A 16,070-nucleotide genomic window follows, 5' to 3' on the forward strand; every position below is an offset into this window, starting at 1 on the left:
ACAAAAAGAATGCCGCGTTTTTCAGCCAATCTTTCGATGCTCTTTGGCGAGCATGACTTCCTCGAACGTTTTGACGCAGCTGCCCGCGCGGGCTTCAAAGGCGTTGAATATATAGGCCCCTACGACCATGCGCCCGAGGTGGTGGCCGCGCGGCTGAACAAGAACGGTCTGACGCAGGTGCTGTTCAACCTGCCGGCCGGCGACTGGGGCAAGGGCGAGCGCGGTATCGCCGTTTTGCCGGACCGAGTGCCGGAATTCCGCCAGGGCATCGCCAAGGCGATCGCCTACGCGCAGGCGCTCGGCTGCTCACAGGTCAATTGCCTGGCAGGCATCGCGCCCGCCGGCGTCGACCGCAAGGTGCTCGAGGATGTGTTTGCCGAGAACCTCGCCTTCGCGGCGGAGAAACTGGAGCAGGCCGGCATCAGGCTGCTGATCGAGCCGATCAACACGCGCGACATTCCAGGCTTCTTCCTCAACTATTCCGACCAGGCGCTGGCGCTGATCGACCGCGTCGGCTCGAAGAACCTGTTCCTGCAATACGACATCTACCACATGCAGATCATGGAGGGGGATCTCACCCGTACCATCGAGGCAAACCTCGGCCGCATCGCGCATATCCAGCTTGCGGACAATCCCGGCCGTCACGAGCCGGGGACGGGCGAGATCAACTATCCCTTCCTCTACGAGCATATCGACCGCATTGGTTATTCCGGCTGGGTCGGCGCGGAATACAAGCCGAAGGCCGGAACTGAGCAAGGGTTGGGGTGGTTCCGGGAACTGGCCGGGCAGGGAAGCGCGGCGGCTTAGCTGTCGAAATCGAACTCGCGTTCCTTCACGCCCTCCTCTGGCCTGTCGGCCATCTCCCCCACCAAGGGCGGAGGTTGGATGTCACCGGCGGCTTCGCTAAATTTTGAACCGGGAAAGTTGGGGCCAGCGCCGAAACTGCCAATCTCCCCACCTGTGGGGGAGATGGCCGGCAGGCCAGAGGGGGGCGTGAAGGAACGCAACCTCAACAAGACGGAGAACCACAATGGAAACCATCGGCTTCATCGGCCTTGGCATCATGGGCGCGCCGATGGCGGGACATTTGCTGGACGCCGGCTACACGGTGATCGCCAGCGACCACCGCTCCAGGCCACAGGCCGAACTGGTGGCCAAGGGACTGAAAACTGTCACCGGCCATGCCGCCGTGGCGAAGGCCGCCGATATCATCATCACCATGGTGCCCGACACACCGCAGGTAGCCGAGGTGCTGTTCGGCGACAACGGCGTCGCATCAGGTCTTTCCAAAGGCAAATTGGCCATCGACATGAGCTCGATCTCACCGATCGAGACCAAGGTCTTCGCCAAAAAAATCAACGAACTGGGCTGCGACTATCTTGATGCGCCGGTCTCGGGCGGCGAGGTGGGAGCCAAGGCCGCATCGCTCACCATCATGGTCGGCGGCGAGGAGAGGGCGTTCGAGCGCGCCAGGCCCGTTTTCGAGAAGATGGGCAAGAACATCACCCTGGTCGGACCGAACGGCGTCGGCCAGACCACCAAGGTCGCCAACCAGATCGTCGTCGCGCTGACCATTGAAGCCGTCGCCGAAGCGCTTGTTTTTGCTTCAAAAGCCGGCGCCGACCCCGCCAAGGTCAGGCAGGCGCTGATGGGCGGGTTGGCCGCCTCGCGCATCCTCGAAGTGCATGGCGAACGCATGGTCAGGCGCACCTTCGCGCCGGGTTTCCGCATCGAACTGCACCAGAAGGATCTCAACCTCGCCCTGGAAGGCGCAAGGGCGCTCGGCGTCTCCCTGCCCAACACGTCGACCACCCAGCAACTGTTCAATTCCTGCACGGCCAATGGCGGCGCCAGGGAGGATCACTCGGCCCTGGTCAGGGCGCTGGAGCGGATGGCCGGGCATGAGGTAGGGCAGTAGGAGCCGCCCGTTCCGGCCGATTTGGAAACCCTACTGCCGTACTGCCCTACTGCCTCAAGAATTTCCGTGCCGCATAAAGGCTTACCGCCGCCGCGTTCGACACGTTGAGCGAGCGGATGGCGCCGGGCATGTCGAGGCGAGCCAGTGTCGTCACCGTCTCGCGCGTCTTCTGGCGCAGGCCCTTGCCTTCCGCGCCCAGCACCAGGGCAAGCTTGTCGCCGGCAAAGCTCGTTTCGAGTTCGGCCGGGCCGTCCGAATCGAGACCGATTGTCTGGAAGCCGGCCTCGTGCAGTTGCGCGAGCGCGTCGGCCAGGTTCTTCACCTCGATCTGGTCGATATGTTCGAGCGCGCCGGAGGCTGATTTCGCCAGCACGCCCGATTCCTGCGGGCTGTGGCGCGCCGTGGTGATCAGCGCGCCGGCATCGAAAGCGACCGCCGAGCGCAGGATGGCGCCGACATTGTGCGGATCGGTGATCTGGTCGAGCACCAGCACCAGCTTTGTGTCGCCAAGAGCGTCGAGTCGCTTGGGCTTCAGCGGCTCGGCCTCGATCAGCACGCCTTGATGCACGGCATCCGAACCCGTGATCTTGTCGATGTCCCTGGGGTCGACCAGCTCCGCCTTGAAGGGCAGGGCCGCGAAGTCGGCCAGTCCCAGCCGCTCGGCGGCATTGCGCGTCACCAGCATTTTCCGGATCTTGCGGCGCGGATTGTCGAGTGCCGCGCGCACCGTATGCAGGCCATAGAGCCGCACCAGCCCGTCGGCTGCGTTCTCGCCCGGCGGCATGGGCTGGCGCGGCCGGAATGCCGGCGCGCCGCCGCTCTTTTCGTCGCGGTGTGCACGACGCAGCTTGGCGTAGTGGGTGTCTTTCGGGGTGCCGGTCTTGTTGCTCATGGCCGGCTTCTATAGCGGTCTCCGGCGGCCAGGGATATGGCCCGTCGCCGCAGCCGGCGAACAACATCGAAAAACCCTTGCCACGCGGTTGACACCCACTGGCCTTGCCGCCATAAGGCGCTTCGCTGATTTCGGAGAAGTGATACTCGGGTCCGGATCGGCAAGAATGCCTCGTTGCATGGCTCCGGCGGCAGACTGGAGAGGTGCCCGAGTGGTTAAAGGGGACGGACTGTAAATCCGTTGGCTTAGCCTACGTTGGTTCGAATCCAACCCTCTCCACCACTGCCGGCCCGGAAGCCCTGAAACGTGAAAGCATCGGAGGCGAAAAGCGCATGGCGCTTTTCCGCGGAATCCGATACTTCAGGGCACGGCGCGGGTATAGCTCAGTGGCAGAGCAGCAGCCTTCCAAGCTGAATATGCGGGTTCGATTCCCGCTACCCGCTCCAGATTTCCAACCCATGCCATCGGCAAGCTGAAACGCTGCGCGGCCAGGTCGCGCAGCGCTCCAGAGGATGATTGTTCACTCGCTTCAGCTGTTGAAGGCCGATGCGACCTGATGTTGCTGCGGCACCTGGCCGTTCGGCGTCAGCTTGTCGACGATGCCAGGCAGGGCTGCGGACAATTGCTTGAGCAGTTCCTGCTCGTCGAGTCCCGTCCGTTGCGCGATCTCGCGGATGACCTGCGGTCCGATCGCGTTGCCCAGGTCGTTGGCGTTGATCGGTTGGTTCTGGCCGGTGCCGACCCAGGAATCGGCGACGTTGCCGTGGCCGGAGTTCTTCAATTTGTCGAGCAGGCCGCCCAGTCCGCCAAGCAGGCCGCCATCGCCGGCCGTGGTTTCACCGGGCTCGGCCGGTACGGGAGCTTGGGGTTGCTCCGGCTGTTCGGCACTCCTGCCGCTGAGCATCTTTCCGACCAGCAGCGCGCCAAGCGCGATCATCAGGGGTTTGGTGATGTTGCCGCCCGGAACGGCATTGTCAAACAGTCCCATCGTGGATCTCCTTGTCAACCAAGCCCGTCCCATCCTCACAATGACGCAAACGGGCGGAATTTCAAGCTGGCTTGAGCTTTTGACAATCATATGAAAATGATGGACGCGGCAGGGGATTGGAGAGGAAAAATGTCAATCATCAGCTGGATTATTCTGGGAGTCATCGCCGGCTTTCTTGGCAGCAAGATCGTCAACAAGAGCGGCCAGGGCATGATCATGGATATCGTGCTCGGCATTGTCGGCGCCATTGTCGGCGGCCTGATCTTCAGCGCTTTCGGCGCGTCGGGCGTGACCGGTCTCAACATATACAGCCTGATCGTCGCGGTGGTGGGCGCCGTGGTCGTGTTATGGGCTTACCACCAGTTCGCCGGCAAGCGGCCGATTTAGCACCAGTCCCATTCCGATAGTTCGGGATGGGATTTCTACCTGTCCGCTCGTGCATGAGCTTCCCCGAAACCGGATCCCGCACTCGGGTCATGCGCCCGTCCCGTCCTTCATCGGCGGTGTTTGCCACCGCGGAGCGCCGTCTGGCGCGTCTTATCTGACCCTCTTGAGGATATCGCGGACAGCGTGTTGAGCTTGCGGCGAGACCCCCGGCGATAATCGGCCGCAACTGGAGCCGACTTAGGCGACGACAGTCAGCCGGCGCCTGCGCTGGTCGAGCGAGACGATGGCCAGTCCGCTACCGACAACCAGAAGGATGCCGCAGATCGCCAGCGCGTTTGGGAATTGTCCGAACACCAGCAGGCCCGAAATCATCGCCCAGACGGTGAAGCAGTAGTAGAACGGCGCCACTGCGCTGGTCGGCCCGACGCGATAGGCCATGAAGATGAAGAAATGGCCGAAGATCAGGAAGAACCCGGCTCCGGCCATGAGCAGCAAATGATGTGCTCCGGGCATGATCCAGCGCTCTGAAACCAGGTGTGCCGCACCGGCGCCGATCAGCACCACGACGACGGCGGAAATCGCCACGATCATTCCCGGCACCTCGGCCGGAACCCGCCTGCCGGTGAGATCGCGCGCGGCCGACAATGCCGCGTTGCCGAGCGCCAGCAGGGCATAGACCGAGATGCCCTGCATTGTCGGTTGCGCCACCATCAGCGCGCCGATGAAGCCGAGGCCGATCAGCGCCATGCGCTGGCCGCCGATGCGCTCGCCGAACAGGATAGAGGAGCCGACCAGCATCAACAGCGGCGTGACCTGTCCGAGCGCGGTGGAATCGGCAATCTGCATGTTGGCGAGCGCCACGACGTAACAAAGGATGGCGGCCAGTTCGAGCAGGTTGCGGTGCAGCACGCGCTTGTCGAAGATCAGCGGGATCTGTTTGCCATAACCAAGCGCAAACAGCAGCGGAAAGCCCCAGAGCGCTGCCGCCGCGCCGCGCAGGAACAGCACTTCATAGGACGGCAGGCCCGCCGTAGCGAGCTTCATCATCGTATCGTTGACGAGATACGACCCGGTCGAGACGATCATGAACAGAGGGCCGCGAACGGCTGTCGGGATGAAATGCATCGGTGCAGGAAATCAGAGCGGGAACACCGCCGCAATGGGCCATGAAGCGCCGACAAATCCGACAGCGACCGACGAGCGGGGCGCGGGAGGCCGGCGCGATTGCGCAGGGGTTTAGGCCATTCCATTTCATGCGGCACGTTCCTATATCAGCGCCATATCCCCGCAATCGGATCACGGGTTCGGACCGAGTGAGAAGGCGCCCGGGCAAAAGACGCTTGTGTTTTTTGGCCTTTGTCGCTAATCGCCCCGCATTCGACTGAACTGAAGGTCCAGGCCGTCCAAGGAAAGAGACTATGGCAAAAGGTAAATTCGAGCGCACCAAGCCGCATGTGAACATCGGCACGATTGGCCACGTTGATCATGGCAAGACGTCTTTGACGGCAGCGATCACCAAGTATTTTGGCGAATACAAGCGCTATGACCAGATTGACGCGGCGCCGGAAGAGAAGGCGCGCGGCATCACCATTTCGACGGCTCACGTCGAGTACGAGACGGAGAACCGCCACTACGCCCACGTCGACTGCCCCGGCCACGCCGACTATGTGAAGAACATGATCACCGGTGCCGCGCAGATGGACGGCGCGATCCTGGTTGTGTCGGCCGCCGACGGCCCGATGCCGCAGACCCGCGAGCACATCCTTTTGGCCCGCCAGGTCGGCGTGCCGTCGATCGTGGTGTTTTTGAACAAGGTCGACCAGGTCGACGATGCCGAGCTGCTTGAGCTGGTCGAGCTCGAGGTTCGCGAATTGCTGACCAAGAACGAGTTCCCCGGCGACGACATTCCGATCGTCAAGGGTTCGGCGCTGGCGGCTCTGGAAGATTCGGACAAGAAGATCGGCGAGGACGCGATCCGCGAGCTGATGGCTCAGGTCGACGCCTACATCCCGACGCCGGTTCGTCCGCTCGACAAGCCGTTCCTGATGCCGATCGAGGACGTGTTCTCGATCTCGGGCCGCGGCACGGTCGTGACCGGTCGCGTCGAGCGCGGCGTGGTCAAGGTCGGCGAGGAGCTGGAGATCATCGGCATTCGTCCGACCACCAAGACGACCTGCACGGGCGTCGAGATGTTCCGCAAGCTGCTCGACCAGGGCCAGGCGGGCGACAACATCGGCGCGCTGCTGCGCGGTGTCGACCGTGAAGGTGTCGAGCGCGGCCAGGTTCTGGCCAAGCCCGGTTCGGTGAAGCCGCACAAGAAGTTCGTGGCCGAAGCCTACATCCTGACCAAGGACGAGGGTGGCCGTCACACGCCGTTCTTCACCAACTACCGTCCGCAGTTCTACTTCCGCACCACCGACGTGACCGGCATCGTGTCGCTGCCGGCCGGCACCGAGATGGTGATGCCTGGCGACAACATCACGGTCGACGTCGAGCTGATCGTGCCGATCGCCATGGAAGAGAAGCTGCGCTTCGCCATCCGTGAAGGCGGCCGCACCGTCGGTGCCGGCATCGTCGTCACCATCAAAGAGTAATCGACACCGGCATCAGCCGGATCGAGAAGGAAGGGCGGTCCTCGGGCCGCCCTTTTTGTCGGCGACCGAAGGTCAGCCGTTGGCATGCCGGGGCCGACACGCGGTCGAACGGTAGCCGCGTCATCGAACTGGCCATCGAGGCAGGTTGAGGCTTGCTCGATTTTTCCGCTATCGTCGCTGCAGGCGGCGCTGGGCGGAGGTCAAGTATGAGCCAGGATGTTCCGACACTGTACGAATGGGCCGGCGGCAGCGAAGCGCTCAACCGGCTGACGCAGACCTTCTATGACAAGGTGGCGCAGGATCCGGTCGTCGGGCCGGTGTTCAAGCATATGTCGCCCGACCATCCCGCCCATGTCGCGGCCTTTATCGGCGAGGTTTTCGGCGGGCCGAAAACCTACAGCGAAAAATTCGGCGGCCACCGCGAGATGGTGATGCATCACCTGGGCAAGCATTTGACGGAGGAGCAGCGCCGCCGCTGGATCAACCTGCTGGCCGATGCCGCGGATGCCGTCGGGCTGCCTGACGATCCGGAGTTCCGTTCCGCCTTCATGGGCTATGTCGAGTGGGGATCGCGGCTCGCCAGGATGAATTCCAATCTCGGCGAAACGTGCGACCCGGAGACCGAGCCGATGCCGGCCTGGGGCTGGGGCGTGCCCGGCGGGCCTTACCGGGTCCCGGACACCAAATAGCGTCCAACGGATACACGGGCCGGCAGGCAAGATCTCCGCGAACAGCATGCCGGCGCACTCGAGCATGAAACCGGAGATCGATGGCGGCGGGCTGGTCGTCGACCATCCCGATTTCCGGGAAAGGGGATGAAGGCGCGTTTGCTTGCAAACCGCTCTTTACAGAGCGCGCGGAAGCTTTTAGGAAGCCCCTGCTGCGCCGAGGCGCACGTGTACGGGCATAGCTCAGTTGGTAGAGCGGCGGTCTCCAAAACCGCAGGTCGTAGGTTCGAGCCCTGCTGCCCGTGCCATTTCAAGAAATGGCACGTCAAACAAAAACTCAGCCATTTCCTAAATGGCCGTCAGAAACGATATTTCTGCGGGCCGCCCTTTGAAAATCGACGACCGGCTTGCCATATGAGGCTGATTGAGGCATAAGGGCGCCATAGCCGGGACGGAACGACTGGATGGTTCCGAGGCGGTGTTTGGTCATAAAGCGGACACTTGCCACTTGCGTGGATCAAGAATCGGTTTTATGTAGACGAAACAGACACGCGACGCGTGGAGCTGGGAAGCCGGCTTTACGCGTCTGATTTGCATGGGCGAAATGATTGCGCTGATTCGGCGCGAAAGTGGACCCAGGCGGCACGTCCCGGCCAGCGGGATCATCCAGGAGACCCGGCCAACGGGTCTTGAAGACAGAGCGGCATATGGCTTCGAAAACCACAAATCCTTTCGTCTTTCTCCAGCAGGTTCGCGCGGAGACCGCCAAGGTGACTTGGCCGTCGCGACGCGAAACGATGATCTCGACGGTGATGGTTCTGGCTTTCGCTGTGATCGCGATGATCTTTTTCTTCACCGCCGATCAGCTCATGGGCCTCGCGGTCGAACAGATTCTGGGCATTGGACGCTAAGTCCGGCGATTACGGAGAAGTCGTGAAATGACTACGCGCTGGTACATCGTCCACGCCTATTCGAACTTTGAGAAGAAGGTCGCCGAGGACATCGAGAACAAGGCCAAGCAGAAGGGCCTGTCCGCCGATATCGAGCAGATCGTCGTGCCGACCGAGAAGGTCGTCGAGGTTCGTCGCGGCCGCAAGGTCGACGCCGAGCGCAAGTTCTTTCCGGGCTATGTGCTCCTGAAGGCCAACTTGACCGACGCCGTGTTCTCGCTGGTCAAGAACACGCCGAAGGTCACCGGGTTTTTGGGCGACTCCAAGCCGGTGCCGATCACCGAGGCCGAGGCGCAGCGCATCCTGAACCAGGTGCAGGAAGGCGTCGAGCGCCCGAAGCCCTCGGTTACTTTCGAGATCGGCGAGGCGATCCGCGTCTCGGATGGCCCCTTCGCGTCCTTCAACGGCTTCGTCCAGGAAGTGGACGAGGAGCGGGCGCGGCTCAAGGTGGAGGTTTCGATCTTCGGGCGCGCCGTGCCTGTCGATCTGGAATTCGGGCAAGTCGAAAAAGGCTGATCCGAAATCCCTGGCGCCGTTCCGGTGGTCAGGGGAGGCGGCGCGGCAACGCGCGGCCTGAGAACGGTGGGAGGCGAATGCGGCTTTAGCCGGCCGCAGGAACCGCACCACCAGACTGCAACAGCCGGTGTTTTCCCAGATCGAGGGGCCGGCATAGACAAAGGCAGGAATAGAGATGGCTAAGAAAATTGCAGGCCAGCTCAAGCTCCAGGTTGCCGCGGGCTCGGCTACGCCGTCGCCCCCGATCGGCCCGGCGCTTGGTCAGCGTGGCATCAACATCATGGAGTTCTGCAAGGCGTTCAACGCGCAGACCCAGGAAATGGAAAAGGGATCGCCGATTCCGGTCGTCATCACCTACTACCAGGACAAGTCGTTCACCTTCGTCATGAAGACGCCGCCGGTGAGCTACTTCCTGAAGAAGGCCGCTAACCTGAAGTCGGGCTCCAAGGAGCCGGGCAAGGTCAAGGCCGGCACGATCGGCCGCGACAAGGTCCGCGCCATCGCCGAGCAGAAGATGAAGGATCTGAACGCAAACGACGTCGAGGCGGCCATGCGCATGGTCGAGGGCTCCGCCCGCTCGATGGGTCTGGAAGTGGTGGGCTGAGATCATGGCAAAGATTGCAAAGCGTGTATCGAAGACCCGCGAAGGCATCGATCCCAACAAGGCTTATACCTTGGGTGACGCGCTGAAGCTGCTCAAGGATCGCTCGACGGTCAAGTTCGACGAGACGATCGAAGTCGCGATGAATCTCGGCGTTGATCCTCGCCATGCCGACCAGATGGTCCGCGGCGTGGTCAACCTGCCGAACGGCACCGGCCGCTCGGTCCGCGTCGCCGTGTTCGCCCGTGGCGACAAGGCCGAGGAAGCCAAGGCCGCCGGCGCCGACATCGTCGGTGCGGAGGACCTGGTCGATATCGTCCAGAAGGGCACGATCGATTTCGATCGCTGCATCGCTACGCCGGACATGATGCCGCTCGTCGGCCGTCTGGGCAAAGTGCTCGGCCCGCGCGGCATGATGCCGAACCCGAAGGTCGGTACCGTCACCACCGACGTCGCGGCCGCCGTCAAGGCATCGAAGGGCGGCGCTGTCGAGTTCCGCGTCGAGAAAGCCGGCATCGTTCACGCCGGCGTCGGCAAGGTCTCGTTCGACGTCAAGGCGCTGGAAGAAAACGTCCGCGCCTTCGCCGATGCGGTGACCAAGGCAAAGCCGGCTGGCGCCAAGGGCAACTACGTCAAGAAGGTGTCCGTCACCTCGACGATGGGCCCGGGCCTCAAGCTCGACGTCTCGACGCTCGCGGCGTCCTGATTAACCGTTTGGATCGGCCGCTGAACGGGCCGATCCGTAAGTGAATTCCGGGCCTGGATCGTTCTGGGCCCGGTACCGGGAGCCGAAAGGTTTCCGGACATCCTGTCCGAGATTGCAGGCGGCCCGGCCTTGATTGAAAAGGGGGGCCTTAATTCATGTGGGCCTGCATGAGACGGGTGAAGACCTGACAACGGAGCAAGCGCTCCAATGAAAGGTTCGAACCGTGTTTGCCTTTTGTCTGCGCATCGTCCGGCTTGCCGGCGATGTGGCGAAAGGGGGCAGGATCCTCGAGCGCTGTTCGGGAGATCCGTTACTGGATGGCCCGGCCGGCAAAAGGCAACCCGACGCCTGTCCTCGTGAATGGGAATGTTCCCGTTAGCAGGGTGGGGGTCAACTGGAGATAGGCAGTGGACAGAGCGGAAAAACGCGAACTCGTCACGGGCCTGAACGATGCGTTCTCGAACGCGGGTTCAGTGGTCGTGGCCCACTATGCCGGTATCACCGTCGCGCAAATGAACGACCTCCGGTCGAAAATGCGCGCTGCCGGTGGCACCGTTAAAGTCGCGAAGAACCGTCTCGCCAAAATCGCTCTTCAGGGCACGGACTCCGCATCGATCATCGATCTGTTCAAGGGACAGACGCTGGTCGCCTATTCGGAGGATCCGATTGCGGCGCCGAAGGTCGCGTCCGATTTCGCCAAGGGGAATGACAAGCTGGTCATTCTCGGCGGCGCAATGGGCACCACCTCGCTCAACGCCGACGGTGTGAAGGCACTCGCCACACTCCCGTCGCTCGACGAGCTGCGCGCCAGGCTGGTTGGCATGATCGCCACGCCGGCAACCCGGATCGCCCAGATCGTCAATGCGCCCGCGGCTTCGGTCGCGCGTGTCATCGGCGCTTACGCCCGGAAGGACGAGGCGGCATGAGGCCGTTCCTCGCTATCACAAACACACGTTCGAACCTTATGAAGGAATACAACAATGGCTGATCTCGCAAAGATCGTAGACGACCTTTCGAAGCTGACCGTCCTCGAGGCGGCTGAGCTGTCGAAGCTTCTGGAAGAAAAGTGGGGCGTTTCGGCTGCTGCTCCGGTGGCTGTTGCCGCTGCCGGCGGTGCTGCCGCTGCCGCTGCTCCGGTCGAGGAAAAGACGGAATTCGACGTCGTCCTCACCGACGCCGGCGCCCAGAAGATCAACGTCATCAAGGAAGTCCGCGCCATCACCGGCCTTGGCCTCAAGGAAGCCAAGGACCTGGTCGAAGCGGCTCCGAAGCCGGTCAAGGAAGCCGTTTCCAAGGCCGACGCCGACAAGTTCAAGGCCCAGCTGGAAGCAGCCGGCGCCAAGGTCGAGCTGAAGTAAGCGTAACAATCGGCGGACGGCCTCGCGCCGTCCGCCACTCCCTCGGGTGACCTGGGGAGGCTGCGTAGCGCGAGATGCACGAAAACCTCTTTCCTGAGGGCCGAAAACCGGCTCTCAGGAAACGGGTTTTCTCCCGTTTTAGCCGGCCGCCGCCAAGTAGTTTGGTAATGGGGCCGGAGAACAGACAGAGAGCCGCTGCCCAGGCGGTTCGGATGCAAGGCGAGCCGCGGCGAGGCTCGCCCCGAGTTTAGAGCTAAGGAGCGACGATGGCCCAGACCCAGACTTTCAATGGCCGCAGACGCGTACGCAAGTTCTTCGGAAAGATCCCGGAAGTTGCGGAGATGCCGAACCTCATCGAGGTTCAGAAGGCGTCCTATGACCAGTTCCTGATGGTGGACGAGCCCAAGGGCGGACGTCCGGACGAGGGACTGCAGGCTGTTTTCAAGTCGGTCTTCCCGATCTCCGATTTTTCCGGCTCCTCGATGCTGGAGTTCGTGAAGTACGAGTTCGAAGGACCGAAATTCGACGTTGACGAATGCCGTCAGCGCGACCTCACCTATGCCGCACCGCTGAAGGTGACGCTGCGCCTGATCGTGTTCGATATCGACGAGGATACCGGCGCGAAGTCGATCAAGGACATCAAGGAGCAGGACGTCTACATGGGCGACATGCCGCTCATGACCTCGAACGGCACCTTCATCGTCAACGGCACCGAGCGCGTCATCGTCTCGCAGATGCACCGCTCGCCGGGCGTCTTCTTCGACCATGACAAGGGCAAGTCGCACTCGTCGGGCAAGCTCCTGTTTGCCGCGCGCGTCATCCCCTATCGCGGTTCGTGGCTCGACATCGAGTTCGATTCCAAGGACGTCGTGCACGCCCGCATCGACCGTCGCCGCAAGATTCCGGTGACGTCGCTGCTGATGGCGCTCGGCATGGACGGCGAAGAGATCCTGTCGACCTTCTACAACAAGATCACCTACAAGCGCGCCGGCGATCACTGGCGCATTCCGTTCAACGTGGATCGTTTCCGCGGCCTCAAGGCCGTCGGCGACCTGGTCGACGCCGACACGGGTGAGGTCGTTGTCGAGGCCGGCAAGAAGATCACCGCCCGCCAGGCCCGCCAGCTCGGCGAAAAGGGCCTGAAGGCGATCAAGGCGACCGACGAGGACCTGCTCGGCAACTATCTCGCCGAGGACATCGTCAATTACGCCACCGGCGAGATCTTCCTCGAGGCCGGCGACGAGATCGATGACAAGACGCTGAAGGTGCTGCTTGGCACCGGCGAGGACGAGATCCAGATCCTCGACATCGATCACGTCAATGTCGGCGCCTACATCCGCAACACGCTCGCCGTCGACAAGAACGAGAGCCGCCAGGACGCGCTGTTCGACATCTATCGTGTCATGCGCCCCGGCGAGCCGCCGACGCTCGAAACCGCCGAAGCCATGTTCAACTCGCTGTTCTTCGACAGCGAGCGCTACGACCTGTCCGCCGTCGGCCGCGTCAAGATGAACATGCGCCTCGAACTCAAGGCCGAGGACACCGTGCGCGTGCTGCGCAAGGACGACATCCTGGCCGTGGTCAAGACGCTGGTCGAACTGCGTGACGGCAAGGGCGAGATCGACGACATCGACAATCTCGGCAATCGCCGCGTGCGTTCGGTCGGCGAGCTGATGGAAAACCAGTACCGCGTCGGCCTGCTGCGCATGGAGCGCGCGATCAAGGAGCGTATGTCCTCGATCGAGATCGACACGGTCATGCCGCAGGACCTGATCAACGCCAAGCCGGCGGCTGCCGCCGTGCGCGAGTTCTTCGGTTCCTCGCAGCTGTCGCAGTTCATGGACCAGACCAATCCGCTGTCGGAGATCACCCACAAGCGCCGTCTCTCCGCGCTTGGACCGGGTGGTCTGACCCGCGAGCGCGCCGGCTTCGAGGTGCGCGACGTGCACCCGACGCATTACGGCCGCATCTGCCCGATCGAGACGCCGGAAGGCCCGAATATCGGCCTGATCAACTCGCTCGCCACCTTCGCGCGCGTCAACAAGTACGGCTTCATCGAGAGCCCGTACCGCAAGATCGTCGACGGCAAGCTGACCAATGACGTCGTCTATCTGTCGGCGATGGAAGAGGCCAAGCACCATGTCGCGCAGGCCAATGCCGAGCTCGACAAGGATGGTCGCTTTGTCGACGAATTCGTCATTTGCCGCAGTGCCGGCGAAGTGATGATGGCGCCGCGCGAAAACGTCGACCTGATGGACGTTTCGCCCAAGCAGATGGTGTCGGTGGCCGCGGCCCTGATCCCGTTCCTTGAGAACGACGACGCCAACCGCGCGCTGATGGGCTCGAACATGCAGCGCCAGGCCGTGCCGCTGGTGCGCGCCGAAGCGCCGTTCGTCGGCACCGGCATGGAGCCGATCGTCGCCCGTGATTCGGGCGCCGCCATCGGCGCCCGCCGCGGCGGCATCGTCGACCAGGTGGACGCGACGCGTATCGTCATCCGCGCAACGGAAGACCTCGATCCGGGCAAGTCCGGCGTCGACATCTACCGGCTGATGAAGTTCCAGCGTTCGAACCAGAACACCTGCATCAACCAGCGTCCGCTGGTGCGCATGGGCGACCGGGTCAACAAGGGCGACATCATCGCGGACGGTCCTTCGACCGAGCTCGGCGATCTGGCTCTCGGCCGCAACGTGCTGGTCGCGTTCATGCCGTGGAACGGCTACAACTACGAGGACTCGATCCTCCTGTCCGAGCGCATCGTCGCCGACGACGTCTTCACCTCGATCCACATCGAGGAGTTCGAGGTCATGGCGCGCGACACCAAGCTCGGACCGGAGGAAATCACGCGCGACATTCCGAACGTCTCGGAAGAAGCGCTGAAGAACCTCGATGAAGCCGGCATCGTCTATATCGGTGCCGAAGTTCAGCCGGGCGATATCCTGGTCGGCAAGATCACGCCGAAGGGCGAAAGCCCGATGACGCCGGAAGAAAAGCTTCTGCGCGCCATCTTCGGCGAAAAGGCATCCGATGTGCGCGACACCTCGATGCGCATGCCTCCGGGCACCTTCGGCACCGTCGTCGAGGTGCGCGTGTTCAATCGCCACGGTGTGGAGAAGGACGAGCGCGCCATGGCGATCGAGCGCGAGGAGATCGAACGCCTCGCCAAGGACCGTGACGACGAGCAGGCGATCCTGGATCGCAACGTCTACGCGCGCCTTTCCGACGTGCTCGTCGGCAAGGAAGCGATCGCCGGACCGAAGGGCTTCAAGAAGGGCTCGACGCTGTCGAAGGACACGCTCGACGAGTATCCGCGTTCGCAGTGGTGGCAGTTCGCCGTGGAGAACGAAAAGCTCCAGAGCGAACTGGAAGCCCTGCGCGGCCAGTACGACGATTCCAAGAAGGCACTCGAACAGCGCTTCATGGACAAGGTCGAGAAGGTGCAGCGCGGCGACGAAATGCCTCCGGGCGTCATGAAGATGGTCAAGGTCTTCGTGGCGGTGAAGCGCAAGATGCAGCCGGGTGACAAGATGGCCGGCCGTCACGGCAACAAGGGTGTCGTGTCGCGCATCGTTCCGGTCGAGGATATGCCTTTCCTCGAGGACGGCACGCATGCCGATATCGTGCTCAACCCGCTGGGTGTGCCGAGCCGCATGAATGTCGGCCAGATCCTGGAAACGCATCTGGGCTGGGCTTGCGCCGGAATGGGCAGGAAGATCGGCGAGATGATCGACGCCTACAAGTCTGCCGGCGACATCAAGCCGCTGCGCAAGACGCTGGAGAGCTTCATACCCGCCAACGACCGCAACGAGCCGGTCCGCGAGTATGACGACGAGAGCATCGTTCGCCTGAGCGAGCAGATGCGCCGCGGCGTCTCGATCGCAACCCCGGTGTTCGACGGCGCGCACGAGGCCGACATCAACGTCATGCTGGAGCAGGCGGGCCTGCACACCAGCGGTCAGTCGCAGCTCTATGACGGACGCACCGGCGAGCCGTTCGATCGCAAGGTGACGATGGGCTACATCTACATGCTCAAGCTTCACCACCTCGTGGATGACAAGATCCACGCGCGTTCGATAGGTCCGTACTCGCTCGTCACCCAGCAGCCGCTGGGCGGCAAGGCGCAGTTCGGCGGCCAGCGCTTCGGCGAAATGGAGGTCTGGGCGCTGGAAGCCTACGGCGCCGCCTATACGCTGCAGGAAATGCTGACGGTGAAGTCGGACGACGTCGCTGGCCGCACCAAGGTCTACGAGGCGATCGTCCGCGGTGACGACACCTTCGAGGCCGGCATTCCCGAGAGCTTCAACGTTCTCGTCAAGGAGATGCGGTCGCTCGGCCTCAACGTCGAATTGGAGAACACCAAGCTCGACGAAGCCCCGGTTCGGCTGCCCGACGCAGCGGAATAAACAAGACACCCGGTCGCGGGAGAGGCTCCCGCGACCGGGTGCGCCAAATTCTTCGGCCGGTGGGCCGACCACTCAGCGGGCATTTGCCC

The 16,070-nt window shown here is 62.7% G+C and carries 15 protein-coding genes and 3 tRNA genes; 15 read left to right on the plus strand and 3 right to left on the minus strand.

The genetic code is table 11. From position 1 onward, the window contains the following. Nucleotides 1–9 precede the first annotated feature (9 nt). Complete coding sequence (hyi, locus tag FJ867_RS09895) at nucleotides 10–807, plus strand: hydroxypyruvate isomerase (RefSeq protein WP_140558703.1); 798 nt, start codon at nucleotides 10–12, stop codon at nucleotides 805–807. A gap of 223 nt (nucleotides 808–1,030) precedes the next feature. After that, a complete protein-coding gene (locus FJ867_RS09905) occupies nucleotides 1,031–1,918 on the plus strand; it encodes a 2-hydroxy-3-oxopropionate reductase (RefSeq protein WP_140558704.1) in 888 nt (295 codons plus the stop codon). A 46-nt stretch (nucleotides 1,919–1,964) separates the two neighbouring features. Here the strand turns inward: FJ867_RS09905 and FJ867_RS09910 are convergent, their stop codons facing one another. Continuing rightward, nucleotides 1,965–2,810 carry an RNA methyltransferase gene (locus tag FJ867_RS09910; RefSeq protein WP_140817275.1) on the minus strand — a complete coding sequence of 282 codons (846 nt, stop codon included), beginning with the start codon at nucleotides 2,808–2,810 and terminating at the stop codon, nucleotides 1,965–1,967. Between the two features lie 197 nt (nucleotides 2,811–3,007). On the opposite strand from FJ867_RS09910, the gene FJ867_RS09915 reads away from it, so the two are divergent. Together FJ867_RS09915 and FJ867_RS09920 are read left to right on the plus strand one after the other, a co-directional pair. Beyond that, nucleotides 3,008–3,092, plus strand: a tRNA-Tyr gene (locus FJ867_RS09915). A gap of 90 nt (nucleotides 3,093–3,182) precedes the next feature. Beyond that, nucleotides 3,183–3,256: transfer RNA gene (locus FJ867_RS09920), tRNA-Gly, on the plus strand. Between the two features lie 83 nt (nucleotides 3,257–3,339). On the opposite strand, the gene FJ867_RS09925 is transcribed toward FJ867_RS09920, so the two are convergent. Continuing rightward, on the minus strand, nucleotides 3,340–3,798 hold the full coding sequence (locus FJ867_RS09925; RefSeq protein WP_140525527.1) for a YidB family protein: 459 nt from the start codon (nucleotides 3,796–3,798) through the stop codon (nucleotides 3,340–3,342). Nucleotides 3,799–3,927: 129 nt separating this feature from the next. Here FJ867_RS09925 and FJ867_RS09930 point away from each other — a divergent pair, with 129 nt between their 5' ends. Beyond that, entirely contained in the window at nucleotides 3,928–4,185 is a 258-nt protein-coding gene (locus FJ867_RS09930) for a GlsB/YeaQ/YmgE family stress response membrane protein (protein WP_140525526.1), read from the plus strand. A 237-nt stretch (nucleotides 4,186–4,422) separates the two neighbouring features. Here FJ867_RS09930 and FJ867_RS09935 read toward each other — a convergent pair whose 3' ends face one another. Continuing rightward, nucleotides 4,423–5,310 carry a DMT family transporter gene (locus FJ867_RS09935; protein ID WP_140493546.1) on the minus strand — a complete coding sequence of 296 codons (888 nt, stop codon included), beginning with the start codon at nucleotides 5,308–5,310 and terminating at the stop codon, nucleotides 4,423–4,425. Between the two features lie 293 nt (nucleotides 5,311–5,603). Between FJ867_RS09935 and tuf the strand changes: the two genes are divergently transcribed. From tuf to rpoB, 10 genes are all read left to right on the plus strand, one after another. Next, a complete protein-coding gene (tuf, locus tag FJ867_RS09940; RefSeq protein ID WP_140515452.1) occupies nucleotides 5,604–6,779 on the plus strand; it encodes an elongation factor Tu in 1,176 nt (391 codons plus the stop codon). A 206-nt stretch (nucleotides 6,780–6,985) separates the two neighbouring features. After that, the gene (locus tag FJ867_RS09945) at nucleotides 6,986–7,468 is read left to right on the plus strand and encodes a group II truncated hemoglobin (protein WP_140564602.1); all 483 of its coding nucleotides are present in this window, start codon (nucleotides 6,986–6,988) and stop codon (nucleotides 7,466–7,468) included. Between the two features lie 211 nt (nucleotides 7,469–7,679). Next, nucleotides 7,680–7,755: transfer RNA gene (locus FJ867_RS09950), tRNA-Trp, on the plus strand. Between the two features lie 399 nt (nucleotides 7,756–8,154). Next, a complete protein-coding gene (gene secE / locus FJ867_RS09955; RefSeq protein WP_013531408.1) occupies nucleotides 8,155–8,358 on the plus strand; it encodes a preprotein translocase subunit SecE in 204 nt (67 codons plus the stop codon). A 27-nt stretch (nucleotides 8,359–8,385) separates the two neighbouring features. Continuing rightward, nucleotides 8,386–8,913 (plus strand): transcription termination/antitermination protein NusG, encoded by a 528-nt coding sequence (gene nusG, locus FJ867_RS09960; protein WP_140501620.1) that lies wholly within the window; start codon nucleotides 8,386–8,388, stop codon nucleotides 8,911–8,913. Nucleotides 8,914–9,088: 175 nt separating this feature from the next. Further along, nucleotides 9,089–9,517 (plus strand): 50S ribosomal protein L11, encoded by a 429-nt coding sequence (rplK, locus tag FJ867_RS09965; RefSeq protein ID WP_140501622.1) that lies wholly within the window; start codon nucleotides 9,089–9,091, stop codon nucleotides 9,515–9,517. Between the two features lie 4 nt (nucleotides 9,518–9,521). Then, nucleotides 9,522–10,220 (plus strand): 50S ribosomal protein L1, encoded by a 699-nt coding sequence (gene rplA, locus FJ867_RS09970; RefSeq protein ID WP_140501624.1) that lies wholly within the window; start codon nucleotides 9,522–9,524, stop codon nucleotides 10,218–10,220. Nucleotides 10,221–10,627: 407 nt separating this feature from the next. Next, nucleotides 10,628–11,146, plus strand: a complete 519-nt coding sequence (rplJ, locus tag FJ867_RS09975; RefSeq protein WP_140515456.1) for a 50S ribosomal protein L10 — start codon at nucleotides 10,628–10,630, stop codon at nucleotides 11,144–11,146. Nucleotides 11,147–11,200: 54 nt separating this feature from the next. Continuing rightward, nucleotides 11,201–11,578: a 50S ribosomal protein L7/L12 gene (rplL, locus tag FJ867_RS09980; protein WP_027146630.1), complete on the plus strand. Its 378-nt coding sequence runs from the start codon at nucleotides 11,201–11,203 to the stop codon at nucleotides 11,576–11,578. Nucleotides 11,579–11,844: 266 nt separating this feature from the next. Then, a complete protein-coding gene (gene rpoB, locus FJ867_RS09985) occupies nucleotides 11,845–15,981 on the plus strand; it encodes a DNA-directed RNA polymerase subunit beta (RefSeq protein ID WP_140817277.1) in 4,137 nt (1,378 codons plus the stop codon). Nucleotides 15,982–16,070: the final 89 nt, after the last annotated feature.

Source organism: Mesorhizobium sp. B2-5-3 (assembly GCF_006441005.1).
Lineage (GTDB): Bacteria > Pseudomonadota > Alphaproteobacteria > Rhizobiales > Rhizobiaceae > Mesorhizobium.